The 18,899-nt window shown below is 41.2% G+C and carries 17 protein-coding genes; 4 read left to right on the top strand and 13 right to left on the bottom strand.

Translation table 11 applies throughout. The features are described from left to right. Nucleotides 1–388: 388 nt before the first annotated feature. The gene (locus C6Y01_RS16030; protein ID WP_106038493.1) at nucleotides 389–1,429 is read left to right on the top strand and encodes a DUF4352 domain-containing protein; all 1,041 of its coding nucleotides are present in this window, start codon (nucleotides 389–391) and stop codon (nucleotides 1,427–1,429) included. Between the two features lie 53 nt (nucleotides 1,430–1,482). Here C6Y01_RS16030 and C6Y01_RS16025 read toward each other — a convergent pair whose 3' ends face one another. From C6Y01_RS16025 to C6Y01_RS16015, 3 genes are all read right to left on the bottom strand, one after another. Then, nucleotides 1,483–2,568, bottom strand: coding sequence for an SEC-C metal-binding domain-containing protein (locus tag C6Y01_RS16025; protein ID WP_095285926.1), 1,086 nt, complete (start codon nucleotides 2,566–2,568; stop codon nucleotides 1,483–1,485). Nucleotides 2,569–2,759: 191 nt separating this feature from the next. Next, complete coding sequence (locus tag C6Y01_RS16020) at nucleotides 2,760–3,701, bottom strand: response regulator (RefSeq protein ID WP_095285925.1); 942 nt, start codon at nucleotides 3,699–3,701, stop codon at nucleotides 2,760–2,762. A 4-nt stretch (nucleotides 3,702–3,705) separates the two neighbouring features. Beyond that, a complete protein-coding gene (locus C6Y01_RS16015; protein ID WP_095285924.1) occupies nucleotides 3,706–4,992 on the bottom strand; it encodes an ATP-binding protein in 1,287 nt (428 codons plus the stop codon). Between the two features lie 517 nt (nucleotides 4,993–5,509). Here C6Y01_RS16015 and C6Y01_RS16010 point away from each other — a divergent pair. Together C6Y01_RS16010 and C6Y01_RS16005 are read left to right on the top strand one after the other, a co-directional pair. Then, a complete protein-coding gene (locus tag C6Y01_RS16010) occupies nucleotides 5,510–6,490 on the top strand; it encodes a glutaminase (protein WP_012008818.1) in 981 nt (326 codons plus the stop codon). A gap of 33 nt (nucleotides 6,491–6,523) precedes the next feature. Then, a complete protein-coding gene (locus tag C6Y01_RS16005; protein ID WP_106038492.1) occupies nucleotides 6,524–7,951 on the top strand; it encodes an alanine/glycine:cation symporter family protein in 1,428 nt (475 codons plus the stop codon). A gap of 39 nt (nucleotides 7,952–7,990) precedes the next feature. On the opposite strand, the gene C6Y01_RS16000 is transcribed toward C6Y01_RS16005, so the two are convergent. From C6Y01_RS16000 to C6Y01_RS15975, 6 genes are all read right to left on the bottom strand, one after another. Next, nucleotides 7,991–8,851, bottom strand: a complete 861-nt coding sequence (locus C6Y01_RS16000; RefSeq protein WP_034664282.1) for an alpha/beta fold hydrolase — start codon at nucleotides 8,849–8,851, stop codon at nucleotides 7,991–7,993. 243 nt (nucleotides 8,852–9,094) lie between these two features. Beyond that, a complete protein-coding gene (locus tag C6Y01_RS15995; RefSeq protein ID WP_034664284.1) occupies nucleotides 9,095–9,433 on the bottom strand; it encodes a DUF4288 domain-containing protein in 339 nt (112 codons plus the stop codon). Between the two features lie 18 nt (nucleotides 9,434–9,451). Then, nucleotides 9,452–9,925 (bottom strand): hypothetical protein, encoded by a 474-nt coding sequence (locus C6Y01_RS15990; protein WP_106038491.1) that lies wholly within the window; start codon nucleotides 9,923–9,925, stop codon nucleotides 9,452–9,454. Nucleotides 9,926–10,112: 187 nt separating this feature from the next. Then, a complete protein-coding gene (locus tag C6Y01_RS15985) occupies nucleotides 10,113–10,478 on the bottom strand; it encodes a VOC family protein (protein WP_058015219.1) in 366 nt (121 codons plus the stop codon). Nucleotides 10,479–10,577: 99 nt separating this feature from the next. Continuing rightward, the gene (locus C6Y01_RS15980; protein ID WP_106031967.1) at nucleotides 10,578–11,960 is read right to left on the bottom strand and encodes an amino acid permease; all 1,383 of its coding nucleotides are present in this window, start codon (nucleotides 11,958–11,960) and stop codon (nucleotides 10,578–10,580) included. Nucleotides 11,961–12,026: 66 nt separating this feature from the next. Further along, nucleotides 12,027–13,535, bottom strand: coding sequence for a class I adenylate-forming enzyme family protein (locus C6Y01_RS15975; protein ID WP_034664291.1), 1,509 nt, complete (start codon nucleotides 13,533–13,535; stop codon nucleotides 12,027–12,029). Between the two features lie 262 nt (nucleotides 13,536–13,797). Here C6Y01_RS15975 and C6Y01_RS15970 point away from each other — a divergent pair, with 262 nt between their 5' ends. Next, nucleotides 13,798–14,235, top strand: a complete 438-nt coding sequence (locus tag C6Y01_RS15970) for a MarR family winged helix-turn-helix transcriptional regulator (RefSeq protein ID WP_034664294.1) — start codon at nucleotides 13,798–13,800, stop codon at nucleotides 14,233–14,235. A gap of 175 nt (nucleotides 14,236–14,410) precedes the next feature. Here the strand turns inward: C6Y01_RS15970 and C6Y01_RS15960 are convergent, their stop codons facing one another. The 4 genes from C6Y01_RS15960 to C6Y01_RS15945 form a co-directional block, all read right to left on the bottom strand. After that, on the bottom strand, nucleotides 14,411–15,544 hold the full coding sequence (locus tag C6Y01_RS15960) for a zinc-dependent alcohol dehydrogenase (RefSeq protein ID WP_034664297.1): 1,134 nt from the start codon (nucleotides 15,542–15,544) through the stop codon (nucleotides 14,411–14,413). Nucleotides 15,545–15,706: 162 nt separating this feature from the next. Then, nucleotides 15,707–16,729 (bottom strand): quercetin 2,3-dioxygenase, encoded by a 1,023-nt coding sequence (locus tag C6Y01_RS15955; protein ID WP_034664300.1) that lies wholly within the window; start codon nucleotides 16,727–16,729, stop codon nucleotides 15,707–15,709. A gap of 80 nt (nucleotides 16,730–16,809) precedes the next feature. Then, nucleotides 16,810–17,373 (bottom strand): TetR/AcrR family transcriptional regulator, encoded by a 564-nt coding sequence (locus C6Y01_RS15950; RefSeq protein ID WP_034664477.1) that lies wholly within the window; start codon nucleotides 17,371–17,373, stop codon nucleotides 16,810–16,812. Nucleotides 17,374–17,410: 37 nt separating this feature from the next. Continuing rightward, a complete protein-coding gene (locus C6Y01_RS15945) occupies nucleotides 17,411–18,892 on the bottom strand; it encodes an amidase (RefSeq protein ID WP_034664479.1) in 1,482 nt (493 codons plus the stop codon). Nucleotides 18,893–18,899 lie beyond the last annotated feature (7 nt).

The following is an 18,899-nucleotide window of genomic DNA, read 5'->3' as shown; positions in this document are numbered from 1 at the left end:
TCCTGCTCTCTGAAAATTAACTGGGAGGTGGACGGTGAGAAAATAAATGGACATATAGTCATCTCTCTGAAAGCATTAACACCTCCACTTCAAAATTTTTACCTAAAAAACATTTAAAACCCATGATAAATCTATAAATTAATTCTTATTAACTAGTATATTAGGCTTAAAAAATTCCTTTTATTAAAGATGTTTGTGTAAATTTCTTTCAAAGATAGGGACTAAAACCTATTCCTCATCATGATTGAATTCCGATAGAATGAAAAGTGCAAATCGTCATAAGGAGATTTTCCCCTGTAACACCCGAATATACCATCCTATCTGTTTCTTTTTTCATAGTCAGATAGCGGGAATGAAATGACGAAAGAAAAGCAAAGGAGCATCAACTGTGAATCTAAAAAAAATAAGTGCACTCCTCATGATTTCATTCGTGATGATCATCTCTGCAGCCTGCCAGAGCTCAGCAAAATCAAGCAACACTGATCAAAAATCAACAAAAACAGCAGAGGTAAAAGTCAACAGCTACGAATATACGTTACCAGAAGACTCAACAACTACGCTAAGAGACAATGAATTGGTACTAAAAGTCAACCTGACGATTACAAACAAAGGTGACAAGGCTCTTTCATTATATAGCTCTGACTTCTCCCTTTATCAGGACGATGCCAAAGTAACTGATTTAAAATTTTACGGCAGTAAAGACCGTCTTGACCTCGGTTCATTGAACAAAGGCAAATCACAATCAGGTGCTCTTTATTTCCTAGTAGACAAAGGGAAAAAATATCAGTTCGTGTACCAAGACAGCATCAAGAAAAACAGTGATTCGATTGAAATCAACCTAGATGGAAACAAAATACTGGATACAGCGAAAAAGCTGGATAACCCTGCAAAGGCGCTATCCGCTTATACCGATATGATTGTCTTTGACAAAAAGAACGATCAGTTTGCAGATTTAACGGGTGACAACCAGTCAGATGTCGTCAATAAATACCACGACATGTTTGTGAAAGACTTCAAAAGAAGTGCCGGCATTTACGGAAATGAAGTAAGTGACCGTGATATTCTGTCTATGTACAAACGTATTCAAAACACCATGAAGGATAAAGCCAAAGTAGAAACAAGTGTAAAAACCATCTCTGATGACGAGGCGAAGGTTGTCGCTCAAGTAACAGGCCTTGATGCTTCTAACTTAAAAGACAAGCTAGACAAGCAAAGAGACGAGTTTTACAACGGCAAGATCCGCTCTAAAGAAGAATTGTATAAGAAAAGCTTAAACATGTACGCATCTGAATTCGAAAAGCTTCCTCCAGTCTCCAGCCCAGCTGAATACGAAGTGAAAATGAAACGTAACGGGGATGGTCAGTGGAAAATTGACCTCAACGATTATAATACATCGCAGTACATGAGCGGTTTTATTAAAACAAGATAATCATGAACTAAAAAAAGACGCTGGCCCATGAAGGTGCCGCGTCTTTTCTTATGCTATACAGTCGCCTCCTGCTCTTCTTTCACCGCTTTTTCAATATCTTTAAAACGGCTCGATACAGTAGACGCACTAATGCCATACTTTTTCGCTATTTGCGCTTGAGAAAGCGGGGCATCGCTTGCAAGTGAATGAATGTAATATTCGATTCCCGCAGCAAATGATGCCGCTTTACGGATCACAGGTGATTTCTGATCACAATAGGCTTTCCACACAGTTAAAGCGCCATCTGTCAGGCTTTGATCACCGTGTTCCTTCATTCCGTCTTCAATCAGCTTAGCTGTTTCCAGCTGAACGTCACTTGCCCAGTCCATACGATCTGCTGATAGACCTGTATCGCCTTCTGTTTGAGCAGATGTTTCTGATTCTTCTACTTCTTGCTTCGCAAACATGCACTTCAGCACGTCAGGGAATGATTCTCTCATAAATGTGCTGCGCGTTCCTCCATTTGCCTCATATGCTTCAACAAGCTGACGAACTTGAAGAAGAAGCGTATCTGTAAACTCTTTTGCAAACATCGTATATTGAATGAAAAACTCTGCTTTTTCTTCAAATTGAACAGGGAATCCAAGCACGAGACTTCCTTTTTCAGGAAGCACTGTTTGATCAGGTTTTACATCTACTTCAACCTTCTCAGCTGTCACCATATTCTCAAAGTAAAGAGACTCGTCCGTTTTTTCATTTAATAAAAGCAAAGATGGTTCCATGTCTGTCCATGATTGAACCACTTGTTTTGTTTTCGGACGGGTAATATCCTCTGCTTTCTTTGTCAGGAATTCTTGGAAGATGGTTTCTTTCTGATCCGTTAATGGACGGAAGAAAATGCCCCATACACTTAAATGGAAAACTGAAATTTGTTGCGTTTCTTTATCCATATCTGCAAGGAAAGAAAACTCATTAATGAATTGATTAATGGCTCTCTGATGCTTAGAGAAAGCATAATTCATTAAATCCTTTTGAACTTGTACAGCTTCCTTAAACACAAGCTCAGACGTTTGTTCTCCGCCTGACTTTTGACCACAGCAATGTTTATATTTTTTTCCGCTTCCGCATGGGCAGAGCGCATTTCGTTTAATTTTTCCCAAAATAAAACCTCCGACATTCTAGTCTAACCTCACTATTTTAACAAACGATTGCACAGGAGAGTTTTATTTTCAAGAAAAAAGAAAAATCAGAATGATCAGTTAAATAACAAAGGTACATGAAGATCACGACAGATCATAGGAATAGCAGTCTTTTTCTGTTTATTTTCTCCAATCATTCCAACAGTTTTTCTTCAGCTCATTCCTTCAAATAACTGCTTTGCTTCAAAATAAAAGATTTGAACAAACTTCTTCGTATTGACTCTGCCTGTCGATCCTGCGGATGAAGAGGTCTTCTGCATTTCTTTCATTCTTTGGCTGACATCGGTAAAGTCAAAAAACTTCGACGCATAGTGCTCAAACTTAGGATTCGAGAAATCTGTTAATCCTAGTGAAGCAAAATGATTCAAGGAATGATGAATAGCGCGTCTAATCCGCTGCTCTGCTGCTTTCACTTCTCTCATCACTTCGACATCGGTTGCCCCATCATCCAGCTTCCTCTCCGCTGTTTTGATAAAGAGTTGCTTTAGCGGCGGGAAATTGACCTCATGAGAATTGGCTGACTGTGTTTCATGTAAGTAGATCAGGATCTCTAGTAAATCCTTAGATCCGCTCTCTCCGACAATTCCCAGTTCGGATAAGAGAAATTCCCCTGCCTCTTTCATCGTCCTTTTTTTCGCCCCAGCACCCGTCGTATCATGAGAAATTACAGGCTCTAACGGCAGCACATGGCGAAGGGAAGCTTGAATATCATATATCGATTTCTCCAGCTTAATACGCTCCATGACTTTTCGAATCACACTGACGATCTCAATTCGATTGACAGGTTTATGAATATAATATTCGATCCCTAATTCATAGGCTTCTGCCATCATCTCTTTCGCCTCTACTTGGGAAATCATCATGATTTTACCTTTGAATTCAGGGTGAATATGACGAATCGTTTGAATGCCGTCTCTAGCAGGCATTAAAAGGTCAATCAGAAGGATGTCTATTTTTTTTAGGTTCAATGAATGTGCTTCTAATCCAACTCCGTCATCGGCTTCATCCACGACCTCTCCCAAATCTTCATCCTCAATGATTTGTCCTAAAATCGAGCGTATTGCACGATCATCATCTGCAATGAAAAACCGCATACACTCACCCTCTCTGTATTAAATTTTGTATAGGAAGGATTAGCTGAAAAGCTGTTCCCTTTGTTTCTCTTTGTTCGATTTTAATTTGACCGCCAAGCTCTTTAACCAACTCTTTCACATAGGATAATCCAATCCCAGTTGATGGTGTTCCATATGCATCAAATTTAGAAGTATAGCCTGGATCAAATACAATTTCTCTCATTTTTTCAGGAATCCCCGGGCCATCATCTTCAATCCGAATCTCTATTTTATCATGACTTCCTTTTAATACGAGTGAGATCATTCCAGTATCCTTTATGGCTTCAACCGCATTTGCCATTAAATTATTAATGAGCGATAAGAAAATGAACACATGGTAATCATGCAAATGAATGCCCCTTATATCAGATGTAAAAGAGATGTTTTTCCCTAGAGATAACGCATATTTCTCTTGAATGCGGATGACAATCTGAACCAGCTCTTCAGCCTTCATATAGTCTTGCATATTTTCCTTAGAAATCAGCTTCGAAAGACCAGCATAAATACGCTGATTGTCCTTTTTCACTTCATGGATTTCTCCTGCGAGCTTCAACAGCTCCTGACTCACTTTCTTGCCTGCTTCGTGTTCATGCAGCAGACGATAAAGTCTGTATGATTCTTGCGTAATATGCTCTGTATGTTTTAACGTTTTCTTTAAATGAACCGTTTCTTCATATAAATTTGAAATGACCATCATCATATGCTCATTTTGTTTCATGATCTGCTTCTCTCTTGATTGTGCCTCGTACAGCTTCATCATATTAAAAAAGCTGATCACCACAAAGCTGTGAGCAAACGCAATGAGAAACATATCACTCAGCTTTGATAATGTCATCGTCGTATCAAACACTAAAAATTGTACAAACAGCTCAACAAAATCAGCTACTAATTCGATCATGAGACCAATGATCCCAATAAAAATAGAGCGCTGTTTAAAACGTCCCGTACGGACGGCAAAAAACAGGAAAGCATATGTAAAATAGAAGAAGAAACTTGGGAATTGCTGATAAAATGATGCAGCCAGTCCAGCATTATGCTGAATCAGATCTAAGCCTACTCGAAAAAGCACAATGGCTGCGCCTGTTAAAAACCCAGGCAAAAACGGTCTAGATTTCCTTAAGAGTAATAAACAAAAGAAAAACGCAGGTGCGCCAAAGCTGATCCGGAACGTCTCATTCACAGGATAAAACTTCAGTTCTCCTGCAAGCGGCACAATAACCACCATAAAAATTAAAATGAATGCGTCTTTTTTGACAAGCTGGTTTAAACTCAAATGACTGACATCCCTTCCCCTTTTTGCATAGCCACAGTATACAAGGAGACTCTTTTCTTCACAATGTGCAAAAAAATAATTTTCACGGCTCCTTCTTTCCCCAAAATCCTTTTTTATGACTATTCTCCGAGACGGCATGGTGACCTTTCAGCTATTCAGCGTTTTGGTGATTGTCTACAATAATGGGAATTGTTTAGACAATCATCGACAAACCGATTTTTATTTGTAAGTTTTTCTGTAGATTTTCGTCAGATTGTGTAGTTTCCAAGATAAATTAAATGAACAATTTTAGTGAAACTATATGTAAGCGTTTTCTGAATTTTCACTAAAAACCCTTTTTGTTTTTTCGCCGCCAAAGCCTTCAATTGAACATATATTTAGGTGTAAAGGAGTGGTACAAGCAGCGCATGACAAGTTCTTTGAAGATGTGTAACATGTTTTCGTGCCTATTTGATCGCATTTTTTGTCATCCGCCAATTCAATAGGGTACTTTTTGATTTTTGATTGGAGGAATCGTATGAAAACAGCAATTTCTAATAATACACAACACGCATGCCAGTCTTCTGTTGATCAATGGGCAGAAGAAATACGTCCGTATTACAAAAACGGGCAGAATGCTGGCTACATTCCAGCACTCGGAAAAGTGAATTCCTCTCAACTTGGTATCAGCGTGATAGGCCCAGATGGATCATCTGTACGATATGGTGATTGGGACGTTCCCTTTACCCTGCAAAGTATCTCAAAAGTCATCAGCTTTATAGCTGCCTGTTTAGGAAGAGGCGTTCCTTACGTCTTGGACCGGGTAGATGTAGAGCCAACTGGTGATGCATTTAATTCCATCTACCGCCTTGAGATGCATAAACCGGGGAAGCCCTTTAATCCAATGATTAATGCTGGAGCTATTACCGTATCCTCCATCCTTCCCGGAAAGACTTCTACAGAAAAGCTAGCATATATTTTCGATTTAATCGAAAACTTAATAGGAAAGCGTCCATCTGTTAATGAAGAGGTTTATCAATCAGAATGGGCAACTGCGCACCGCAACCGTGCTCTTGCTTATTACTTAAAAGAAACCAATTACTTAGAATCAGATGTCGAAGAGACATTAGAAGTGTATTTAAAGCAATGTTCCATCGAGGTCACAACAGAGGACATCGCCTTGATTGGACTGATTATTTCAAGTGATGGCTACCATCCCTTTAAACAGGTCCAAGTCATACCAAAGGATATCGCAAGACTAACAAAGGCATTGATGCTGACATGCGGCATGTATAATGCATCTGGTAATTTTGCTGCTTTCGTAGGCGTTCCAGCCAAAAGTGGTGTGTCTGGAGGAATTATGGCTTGCGTTCCACCAAGCGCAAGAAGAGAATTCCCATTTCAGACAGGCTGCGGAATCGGTATTTATGGTCCCGCCATTGACGATTGCGGAAATAGTATTACCGGTGTCATGATGCTGAAAAAGCTCGCCAAAGAGTGGGATCTCAGTATTTTTTAAAATGAACAGTCATGAATTCGAAGAGGTGATGTTATGAACGAAAAAGCTTTGCTATCTTATTTAACAAATACAAATGATTTTATTTGGACTTATATTGTGATTGCTCTGTTACTTGGAGTAGGGGTCTACTTCACATATAGAACACGCTTCCTGCAAGTGAGAATGATTAAAGAAATGGTGCGTGTCCTGAAAGAAGGAAGAAAAGAAAAAGAGGGGATATCACCGTTCCAAGCATTTGCCATCAGTATGGCGGCACGTGTAGGAACAGGGAATATCACAGGGATTGCTATCGCCATTGCAATTGGTGGACCTGGGGCAATTTTTTGGATGTGGATCGTAGCCATTATCGGTTCTGCCTCAAGCTTTGTTGAAAGTACATTAGCCCAAGTGTATAAAGTGAAAGATAAAACAGGATTCCGCGGTGGACCTGCTTATTACATGGAAAAAGGGTTAAACAAGCGCTGGATGGGAATTTTATTTGCGATCCTAATTACAATTTCTTTTGGAATCGTCTTTAATGCGGTTCAATCAAATACGATCACCGTCGCTTTTGAAAACTCCTTTGGATTAGACCGTTTAACAGTCGGTATTGTAATGGCTGTTATTTTTGCAGCAATCATTTTCAAGGGAATCCAAGCCATTGCAAAAGCTTCTGAATACATTGTCGTTGTACTGGCTCTAGCTTATATCGGAATTGCATTCTTTGTTATTGTGACAAATATCACTGAACTTCCTGGTGTCATCAGTACGATTGTGAAACATGCCTTCGGGTTTGAACAGTTCGCTGGCGGAACACTAGGCAGGGCATTATTACAAGGGATTAAACGCGGTCTCTTCTCAAATGAGGCTGGTATGGGTAGTGCACCTAACGCAGCAGCAACAGCCGTGACAAGTCACCCTGTAAAACAAGGGTTAATCCAGGCATTTGGCGTATTAACAGATACGTTAATTATTTGTACGAGCACAGCCTTCCTTGTCCTATTCTCTGATGCGTACAAAACAACGAACCTGCAAGGAATTGAATTAACACAGGCTTCACTCAGTCAGCACATTGGGCCATGGGCCTCTGGATTCCTTGCTATCATGATTTTCCTATTCGCCTTTAGTACATTGATCGGTAACTATTACTATGGTGAAACGAACATTGAATTCCTTGGTGCCAACAAAATTTGGCTTAACATCTATCGAATTGCCGTTATTGGAATGGTTCTTTTCGGTGCAGTTGCAACTGTTCCTCTCGTTTGGGGTCTAGCCGATCTCTTCATGGGACTCATGGTCATCGTCAACCTCATCGCCATTACCATGCTGTCTAAGGTCGCCTTTGCAGCATTGAAGGATTATACGAGACAGAAAAAAGAAGGCAAGGACCCTGTCTTCTATAAAAATGCCGTTCCAAACAATGAGAAAATTGAATGCTGGGACGACGAACCTGCTTCGTTGAAAAAGAATCAAATCGGATAAATAAAAAAAGCTCTGGTCCTCTGATCAGAGCTTTTTTCTTTAGTTCAAAAATTCGAGTATGAGTTTGTTCACCACTTCTGGCTTTTCATGATTGATCCAATGAGAAGCATCATCGACAAAAATCAGCTGACCATTTGGGCAAATCTTCATCGTTTCCTTCGCCAGCTTTCTGCTTAAAAACTTGTCCTCCATCCCCCAGATCATGCGAACAGGTACTAAAATGCGTTTTGATATCGGCTTTTCAAAGCCGCCCTTTTTGATGGCGCGGTACCAATTCAGCATTGAGGTCATGGCACCTGGCTGCGTCCAAGCCAGCTTGTAGCTTAATACATCTTCCTTCGTGAACAAATGTGGTCTTGCAGTCAATCCAATGGCTTCATCCAGCTTTTGAAAGTGATTTTCCTGAAGTGCTGCCTCTGGCACATTCGGAAGCTGAAAGAAAGCGATATAGGAGCTTTTCTTCCACTGTGGCGGATAAAACGGAAGAACCTTCATCATGACCCGCGGATGCGGCATGTTGACAATGATTAATTTCTCTACATATTGAGAACGTGTGGATGCCAAATGCCAAGCAACTGCTCCGCCCCAATCATGACCACCCACAATCGCCTTTTGATTCGGACTAAGCGTCTTAATCAGCCCTACGATATCATCTCTCAGTTGATCTAATACGTAGGATTCGATTCCTTCTGGCTTATCACTTAGATGGTAGCCCCTTTGATCAGGAACGACGACACGATAGCCTGCCTCAGCGAGGGGCATGATTTGGTTCTTCCAGCCGTACCAGAACTCAGGAAACCCGTGCAGCAGTACAAGCAGCGGGCCATCCTCAGGTCCAGCCATTGCTGTGTGAAGTGTTACACCATTTGTTTGGATCGATTGAAATTCAATTTGCTCCATCCCTTTGCCACCCTTCTCCTTGTTCTTTTATTCTTCCAACATAGCATATTTTCCATTTTTCAGAAAATAAAAACACTCCCAAAAAAACCTTCACAATAGTGAAGGTCTTAGAATTTTGACCAAGGATCCTTGAACAGCGAATTGGTGCCTTATTGCGAAAGAAACAGAGAAGATATGTATTTGTGCTAAATGACTAAATAACTAAAAAAGCAGACTCTAATCAGTCTGCTTTTTTTACGATTTTTATTTATCTAGAGAATATTTTTCTATTGCTTCTTTTGGAGATATTTCTTCATCAAATGAAAGATAACGACAATACACTTCACTTAAGTGAAGTGGTTCTTCTTCTAAATTGTCTACAAGTTCAAATATATCTAGGATTGCTACTAATTTTTTTGTTGTTTGTCCGTAATCCCCATTTCCAAATGTTTCTTCTGGAAAACTTTTTTCTATAATTTTTTTAACTTCATCTTGATCTTTTGCTTTGATTAATACGATTCTTTCTTCAAATATCTTATCAGGTCTAACTTTGGGAGACGGTATGGATTCAAACAATAATTTTGCTGAAAAGAGATCATACATAGATTTATCACCTTTTAATTATTTTTTCTTTTTAAATCTGTTATCAGTTAAAAGTTTTTTAGCTGTTCTTGCTTTTTTGATACCCTTTTTTGCATCTTTATTAATTTGATCAATGGTTTTATTTAGATATTCTGTTGGAAATTCACCTCTTATTTTTCCTTTTCTGTTTTTTGAGATGAATTCATTTGCTGTCATTTTGTGATGTTTAACAACTTGAGCTTCCCAAGAGTTTGAAGAAAATATCATACCACCTACAATGACAGCCCCAGTTGCTAATACTGCGACTTGTCCTAATCCTGGAATAAAGAAGAAAGGAATCGGAATTGCAAATTTTGTTTCTGCAAGTTGATCATGATTTATTTCTCCTTCAGAGGATACTAAATCATTTGGGTTAATCACAATTTTTTCGTTTTCTGTTGCCTTTGCTGGTGCTTGTAAAACAAAAGTAAATACAGATAGTGCTAGTAGTGTGGGTATTATTTTTTTGATCAAGTCCAATACTCCTTATAGTTTATTAGAAATTCAATTGAATAACAAATTATATATTATATTACATTAATTGGATATTCAATAGATTTTAAGGTAAATATAAGGGAATTGTTTTTTGAGGTTGCTGTGTCCACAATCATTTTTTATTTTTATATCATTGCATGATCTTTATTTATCTCTTTGTCTTCGTCTATTTCATATAATTCAGCACCCAGATCAACCCATTTTTGCGGTCCTGTACTTGTCCGTGAAGTGCGCCAAAGAACGTATCCTGTAATTCGACCAGTACATCTCCATCAGCTTCTAGCGCTTCATATACAGCCTTTAGTTCTTCTTCATTGTCAAACTGCATAATCAATCTGAGATGTTCGGGCTTTGGTGTGCGGCCAAACGTATCTGAAAAGTGAAGCAATGATTCTCCAAGGTGAAGTTCCGCATGCAGCACACGGTCTTGATGTTCATTTAAAATATGAATATCTCCGCCAAAAATTCCTTGATAATATTGAAGAGATTCCTTCACATCGTCTACCACAATATAAGGACTAACGCTAATCATACCCTTCATCCTCCTCTTGTCCGTCCATCTTCTCTTTTATAGCTTATCCCAAATCGTATGAAAAAAGGCACAAATCGTCAACGGATTTGCACCTTTTTCTCATGAAGATTTCGCTAATTCACTATGTTTGTTTGAATACGCTGCGTACATGACGACACCGATTAACAGCCAAACACCAAAGTAAAGCCACGTCCGGCCTGGTAAGTTGAGCATAAGGAACAAGCAGCAGCCCATTGAGATAATCGGCAAGACCGGCACAAATGGAACCCTGAATCCCCTCTCAAGCTGCTGATGTGTCTTTCTCAAAATGAGCACAGATAAACTCACCATCGCAAACGTCAATAAAGCACCGATATTCGCTAAATTGGACAAGTCCTTTAAATCAATAAACCCTGAAATAACAGCTGTCATGCCGCCAATCATCCATATGCTTGCAACAGGCGTATCGCTTTTGTTTGTTTTCGAAAACACTTTAGGCAAAAGTCCATCTCGTCCCATCGCATAGGCAATTCGAGTTGCTGCATAATTATTGGCGAAAATCACAGCCATCAATCCAATGACCGCACCGACAGAAATAATACCGGCTACGCTATTTTGATGTACACTTTGCAGCACATAGGACATAGCCTCTGTGACATTCAGTTTTGTATAGTGCACCATGCCTGTCATGATCAAACAAACGACAATGTAAATGATCGTGCAAATGAGTAATGAGCCGATAATACCAATCGGCAGATTCCGCTGCGGATTTTTTACCTCTTCCGCAGAAGCAGAAATCGCATCAAATCCTAAAAAGGCAAAAAACACAGCAGCAGCACCGGCAATGACGCCTTCTGCACCAAATGGCATAAACGGCTGCCAATTGGATGGCTGTACATAAAACCCGCCCACTACAATGAAAAGAACAATAATACCGAGTTTCACAAACACCATGATATTATTGAATTTTTTACTTTCCTTCGTTCCTCTAGATAAGATCCACGCAATCAGTAAGGCAATGATAATGGCTGGCAGATTCATGTATCCGCCTTGTTCTGGCCCCGCTAAAAATTGATGGGGAATCGAAATGCCAAACCCCTCAAGCAAGCTGTTGAAATAACTCGACCAGCCACTGGCGACAGCTGAAGCAGTCAGCATATAAACGGACAATAAAGTCCATCCCATCAGATGCCCGACAAGCTCACCCATCGTTGTATATGAATAAATGTACGCACTGCCGAATACAGGCAGCGCTGAAGCCATTTCTGCATAGCAAAGTGCTGCCAAACTGCACACAATCGCTGCAATGGCAAAGGAGAAAATGACAGCCGGTCCTGCATCCTTAGCCGCTGTAATTCCGGTTAACACCATGACCCCCGTGCCGATCACTGCCCCTATACCAAGGAGCGTGAGATCGAGCCCCCCCAGCGTTCTCTTTACCTTTTGCTGCCTGCTCTGTTCTAACAAATCGTGAATGTGTTTCTTACGAAGAATATGTCGCAAACCCTTTCCCTCCAAAACGTTAGAAAAACAAAAAATCACTCAAATTTCATTATAGCAGAATAGGTACTACGCATTCACAACCAATTCACGTAAATCTTTCTTCATGATTTTACCAAGCTTGTTTTTTGGCAGCTCCTGTGTGAAATGAATGGAGGGCACTTTGTAATCTGCCAAACGTTCCTGGCAATAGTTCACCACATCTTCTTCGCAAAAATCGACGGAATCGTCTTTTACGATATACGCACTTGGCACTTCACCATATAATTCGTCTGGTACCCCGATGACAGCTGATTCAATCACACCTGGAATTTGATCAATGACCTCTTCTACTTGGTCAGGATAGATATTATCCCCGCCGTACAGAATCACATCTTTGTATCTGCCAGTAATGAAAAGAAAACCGTCTTCATCTAGATAGCCTGCATCCCCCATATGGAACCAGCCATTTTTCAGCACCTTCTCAGTAGCGTCAGGCTGATGATAGTAGCCTAGGAAATAAAATGGACTTCTCATGACGACTTCGCCAATTTCTCCTGCTGGCAATGTCTCCTCTGTCTCAGGATGCACGATTTTCACATCTACATCCGCATCCACTTTACCGGCAGAGCCCATTTTATCCTCACCCATCGCTGGATGCCACGCACTGACAATCCATGCTTCCGTACTTCCATAGCCATGCATCATCTGAATGCCTGCTTCTTTGTAATCTTTAATTAAGCGTACCGGCACCTTCGTACCGCCAGAAATCGCAATTTCAAAAGATGAGAGATCGTACGAACCGCGTTTCATTTCTTCTAGCATGTACGTGTAAGCTGATGGGAAAGCCATCATGAACGTAATTCTTTCTTTCTCAATCGTTTCTAAAATGCGTTTCGGTGTTGCATCATGTAAGAAGACAAGCGTATACCCTTCAATCGCAGCTGCGATCAGATGATTAATTGAACTCATATGATACAGCGGATGACTCGCCAAGTACCGTTTTCCTTTCAGATCAAATCCTCGATTCCCATGTCTTGTTAAAAATTGATAAATTCGTCCATGCCCGACCATACAGCCCTTTGGATTGCCCGTTGTTCCAGAAGTGAATAAAATCATCGCTAAATCCTCTTCTGATACCTCATCAGCAAGATGACTTCCATCATTTGAAGCCAAAATGTCTTCAAACAGCTGGGTTGTTTTCGCATTGGCACCGGATTCCACCATCAGACAATCTTCTAAAGACACATTCACTGCCGCAATGATGTCACGGAATTCACGGTCAAAAAATAAAGCCTTTGGCTCTGCTTTTTTCAAAATACCTTCCAGCTCAAAAGAAGTAAGCTGCCAGCTAAGCGGAACTGCGACTGCACCTGCTTTGATGGCTGCCAGCATAATCGTTGAAAAGTGATGATGGTTTTGACAAATAAAGCAAACGCGGTCTCCTTTTCGAATCCCCTTTTGATATAAGTAATGAGCGAGCTGGTCAATGCGTTTTGCATATTCTTCAAATGTATAAGACACACCCCCGCCAGTTACCGCTTCAATTTGTGAAGAGCGTTCCATTCTGTCGTTAAGTAATGCCTGTAAAGTATTCAATATCTTCATCTCCAAACGTTTGATTTACAATAGCCAATTTCCAGTGAATGGGGTTGGCAGATTTTATCTCATTCACATTCTAAAATAAAACCAGCTGAAAGTAAAATCATTTCATTTTGGAATTGTTCTTTATATTAATTGATAATATAGGTAATTTTATAGCCGTCTTCCATTTTGGTTTAAATGATGATAACTATTATGATAAGATAGACCTAGTAATTGATCGGAAAATGCGAACGCAATAGGAAAAGAGGTATGGAGAATGCAACATTTCGAGCTAGAGGCAAGTTTATTAGACCATGCGCTGACAAAGTATTTAAAGGCGACGAAGCAAATAGATGAAGAGAACATCCCGAAAAACGTCACGAATGTGAAAGGGTTTATTTTACGCATCATTTATCGCCATCAAACATGTACTGTGAAAAATATTCTGCAGGAAGTTTCATTATCTCCCTCTGCAACAACAACCGCTCTCAATCACTTAGAAGATGAAGGGCTGATTATCCGCTCTCGAAATAATAATGACCGCCGTACTGTATGGATTACACTCTCTGAATCAGGTGAACAAATCGCAAAACAAATGATCGACAACCGCCAGCTGCTTGTCAATCAGCTGTTCAACCATCTTTCAGAAGAAGATAAAAAAACATTTTTTGAATTAATCGAAAAAATGATGGACGAGCACACATTAAAGGCTTAGGAAACCTCCTAAGCCTTTGTCTTCTTTTCAGCGTGATAGAAAACCTTTGCAGTCTAGGAAGGACGAGTACCGGAGCGGAGCGAATTTACATTCGTGAGCACCGGAATGCAGACCTGACACCGAATGCGAGGGTTTGTCTACTTGCTGAGACTTGGAATATTCCTAAGCCTTCTTTTTATGGCTTTAAGATGACCTTTATACAATCATCCTTCTTTTCATTAAATATGTGATACGCATGAGCGGCATCATCTAACGGCAATTGGTGTGTGATGATCGCTCTAGGATCAATTTCACCGGCTGTCACTTTTTGATAGAGTTTTGACATGTAGCCTCTCGCCGGAGCCTGTCCCATTTTCAGTGTGACGTTTCTTGCGAAAAAGGCACCTAATGGGAACATATTGTATAGTCCGCCGTACACACCCGTCATCTGCACCGTTCCACATTTACGGACGGCTTTTGTAGCAATTTGAATCGGTCCGATCGTTCCACCTTGCAGCTTGAGTTTCTGCTCAATTTTTTCAAGCGGTGACTTCTTCCCGTCCATTCCCACACAATCGATCACAACATCGGCTCCACCCTTGGTGAGCTCCTTTAACGTTTCTCCCATGTCGGGATCTTCTGTAAAATCAAATACTTCTACGCCGCTCATCCGTTTTGCATGTCGCAGACGGTAATCAATGTAATCGACCGCAATCACACGTTCTGCCCCTTTTTGCCATGCAAATTGCTGCGCCATTAACCCAACAGGTCCACAGCCTAACACAATGACCGTATCACCTTTTTTCACACCTGCGTGCTCCACGCTCCAATAGGCAGTTGGAAGAACATCCGATAAGAACAGTAATTGTTCATCCTCCAGCTCACAATCATCTGGGATCTTAAACGGGGTGTAATTTCCAAAAGGCACGCGTAAATACTCTGCCTGTCCTCCAGGATAATTCCCATATTTCTCACTATATCCAAAAAGCCCACCCGAATCGTAGTGCGGGTTTGAGTTGTCGCATTGGCTTTCTAAGTGATGATGACAATATTGGCATTGACCACATGCAACGGTAAATGGAATAACGACACGATCTCCCTTTTTTACTACCGTGACATCCGGTCCAACTTCCTCCACAATCCCCATTGGCTCATGCCCAATCACATAGCCGATTGGAAGCGGGAAGTTCCCCTGATACAAATGTAAATCAGATCCACAAATTGCTGTTGATGTAATTCGTATGATCACATCTTCCCGATCTTGAATAGATGGCGCATCTACTTTCTTCACTGCAATGCTATTTTTCCCTTGGTAAGTAACAGCTCTCACATGCATTTCCTCCTTTAGCGAAAATCATCTGTACATAGCTTCACCTTGAATGAATGGTTCATTCATCAAATGAGAGATTTATAAGGAGGAGCCAAAAAATAAGAAAGGCCCGTCGATAGGTTCGACAGGCGCTTATTCAATCATGTGTAACGCGTTACATATTTATCCTTTTTCGACAAAAACCAAATCATATTGAGATGAAGTCTCTCGATCGATCATCAAGTTCCCTTCTTGAATAAAATAAGGACATATACTCGGGCTTTGTGATTCTTCAAACTGCTCATACAACTGCTCAATCTTTCCAGGGAGCAGTAAAAGCAAAAATTTATTAGAATGGGAAACGAATTCATAAGAATGAATCGTATCCGGCGGTATATAGGCAAAATCACCCGGCATCAGGCAAATATCCTCTCCGTTCAATTGAAGGTTCATTTTTCCTTCAACGCAATAGAGTGCTTCTGTATGTACTTGATGATAATGTGGAGGAAAATACTTTCCCTTCGCGCCTTCAATCACAAAATGGCTGAACCCGCCTCCAGTTGTTTCTGTTGTTGCGATCAGCTCATGAAGCTGACCATCCACGATATATTGCTTCCCTTCACCAGCCTCTAATACATAGGGCTGCACCGCCTGAGGGAGCTGACTATGAAATAAAACGGAGGGCTTGGTTGTATTTGATAGCTGCCGGATACCATGCATCAATATGAGATCGCTTTCTTTTTCAGCTTGTTCAAAGCTGGCTGCATCGAAAGCATGATCAGTCATCAGCCATTCGTTCTGCTGAAGCCTCTTCCCAATTTGCTGATAGACATCTGTCATTTGTCCGCCCAACGTATATGAAATAAACCTTGTTTTGTGACTATGCATTCTGTAGCCATGAATCGTTTTAGGCGGGATATGAATATAATCGAAGGCTGTGACCATATATTTTTTACCGTCCAGTATCACTTCAAGCTTTCCTTCCAGCACGAAAATGGTTTCAAATAAGTGCTCATGACAATGAAGTGGAAAATAAGCCCCTTTCCCACCTGTGATTAAGACAAGCTCAAACAGCTGATTCGTTTGATTTGCTTCTGCCAGCACATGAACAAGCTGATTTTCAAGCCCATACAGCTTCCCTGAACCAGACACGGTATAAAAATAGGTATCTTCGGATTGCTTGATTGATTGCGGTTGCTCCGACATCCCATCACTCCTCATGACTAATTGACTATCTTTATTATATAGACCAATTGATATAATAGATAGACAATATGCGAGAGATTTTACTCTTCTCGCATAAATAAGTGTCTAAGGTAACACTTTACGTGTTCTAACGGGGTCGTTTGTTTGAGTGCTGTGGTCATCGATAGACCCCCAATCACCATTGAATGAAGGAGAGAAGCCAGCTCATCCGCTTTGTTTTCTTCATATCCGCTGTTCATTAGCTTTTCTTTCACAAGCTCTTGCCAGCGGATCATTTCTTGTTTGCATGCAGCATGAAGCTGCGTATGTTCTGGCTTGGATTCTGCCGCCAGCAAGACAATCGGAATCCCTCTTTCACTTTCTTGCTCCATAAATCCCCGAATGATGTTTGTCATAAAACGGTCGATGGCGATATAAGGGTCATCCGAATAGGCAAAACTTTCTTCAATTCGATCGATGACCTTTTGACTAATATATTCAACGGCTGCTATGGCTAGCTCTTCTTTTCCGTTTGGAAAGTAATAATAAAGAGATCCTTTAGGCGTGCCGCTCTCTCTAATGATTTGATTCAATCCTGTCGCATGATACCCCTGTTTTCGTAAAAGAAGTGCAGCCGTTTGAATGATTCTGTCCTTCGTACTCACGTGTGACACTCCTTTCCCTCCATAGACAAATGTCGTTTCAACGTATGATTTGATTTGTTCCTTTCCAAATCGAGGATGTCTCCATTTCTGCTGCAAGCCGAAGCAGCCAGTCCTCTTTTCCCTTTGGTGCTGTCACCTGTACCCCTAAAGGCATGCCCGCTTCAGTGAGATGAACAGGAACACTCATAGAAGGCTGACCCGTTAAGTTGGCAAGCTGTGTAAATGGTGTGTAGGTCAGACTCTTTAAGAACATGTCATAAATGAGATCCTGCTGCGCTTGCATTGAGAGGGATGACACACGTAAAAGTTCAGTGATTTCCTCTTTCGAATGCATCAGCTCACCAATCCTTGGAGCTGAATAGGCAGTAGCTGGTGTCACAAAAAGATCGTACGTTTGATGAAATGATGCCATTTGTGCAGCCGCCATATCCCACGCATCAAGACTTTCTGTATAAGCAGCAGCGGTCACATTCTTGCCAGCCTCCGCCAGCACCCATGCGACGATGTCCGTTTCCTCCGGATTGACTGGACGTCCTAATGAACGAGCCAAGGACGTGAATAATGCAGACATTTCTCCGCTGTTCATGACGTAGTATTGCTGCATCAGATGGATCCCGTCAATTGCCGGCTTCGCTTCTTCTACTTGGTGCCCTTGGTCACTCAGCCATTTCACTGTTTGCTGAACCGCCTGCTTCGCTTCCTCACTAACCTTCGTACCTACTGGAGATTCTATACTGTAAGCAATTCGCATAGAAGATGTACGTTTCACTAGATCTTCTTGATAGCTGCCGTCGTATAACGGCGTTTGGAAAGCCGCTTCAGGCTGAATGACTTGAAGCAGATCAAGAAGGGCTGCACTGTCCCGCACTGTTTTTGTGAGTGTAAAATCAATGGAAGCCCCTTGCCACTGCCTTCCTGCGCCTGGTCCTACTGGCGTTCTTCCTCTCGTTGGCTTGAGACCGAACAAACCTGTAAAGGATGCTGGAATCCGAATGGACCCACCGCCATCACTTGCTCCACCAGCCGGTACGATGCCGCTTGCAACAGCTGCTGCCGTCCCGCCGCTTGAACCGCCAGGGGAATAGTCAGGATGCCAAGGGTTCCTCGTTGGACCATGTAAAGAAGGTTCTGTTACATTCCTTAAACCGAATTCTGGTGTGTTTGTATGCCCCATCATGAGAAATCCAGCCTGCTTCAATCGATGGACAAAGTGGGAGTCCGTTTTTGCCTTTACATCCTTTAACAATGCAGCACCTGCTGTCAGCGGTTCATTTTCCATCCCTTGCGATATATTTTTCAGTACAAATGGAACGCCCGCAAACGGCTGATTCGTATGTAATGTCTTGATTTCTTTTAATACTTGATCTTGTCTTGTCTGAATCACCGCATTTAGTTCAGGATTGACCTCATTCAATCTAGCAAATGCAGCCTGTACAAGCTCGTCTGGCGTTACCTGCTTATTCCGTACAAGTGCTGCCAAGCCAGTCGCATCATACGTCATATACTCTTTTACGTTCATCAGCATG

The organism is Bacillus sp. NMCC46 (assembly GCF_002998465.1).
Taxonomy (GTDB): domain Bacteria; phylum Bacillota; class Bacilli; order Bacillales; family Bacillaceae; genus Bacillus.
The sequence above is the reverse complement of the archived record's forward strand: the minus strand, read 5'-3'. Positions and strand labels throughout refer to the sequence as shown.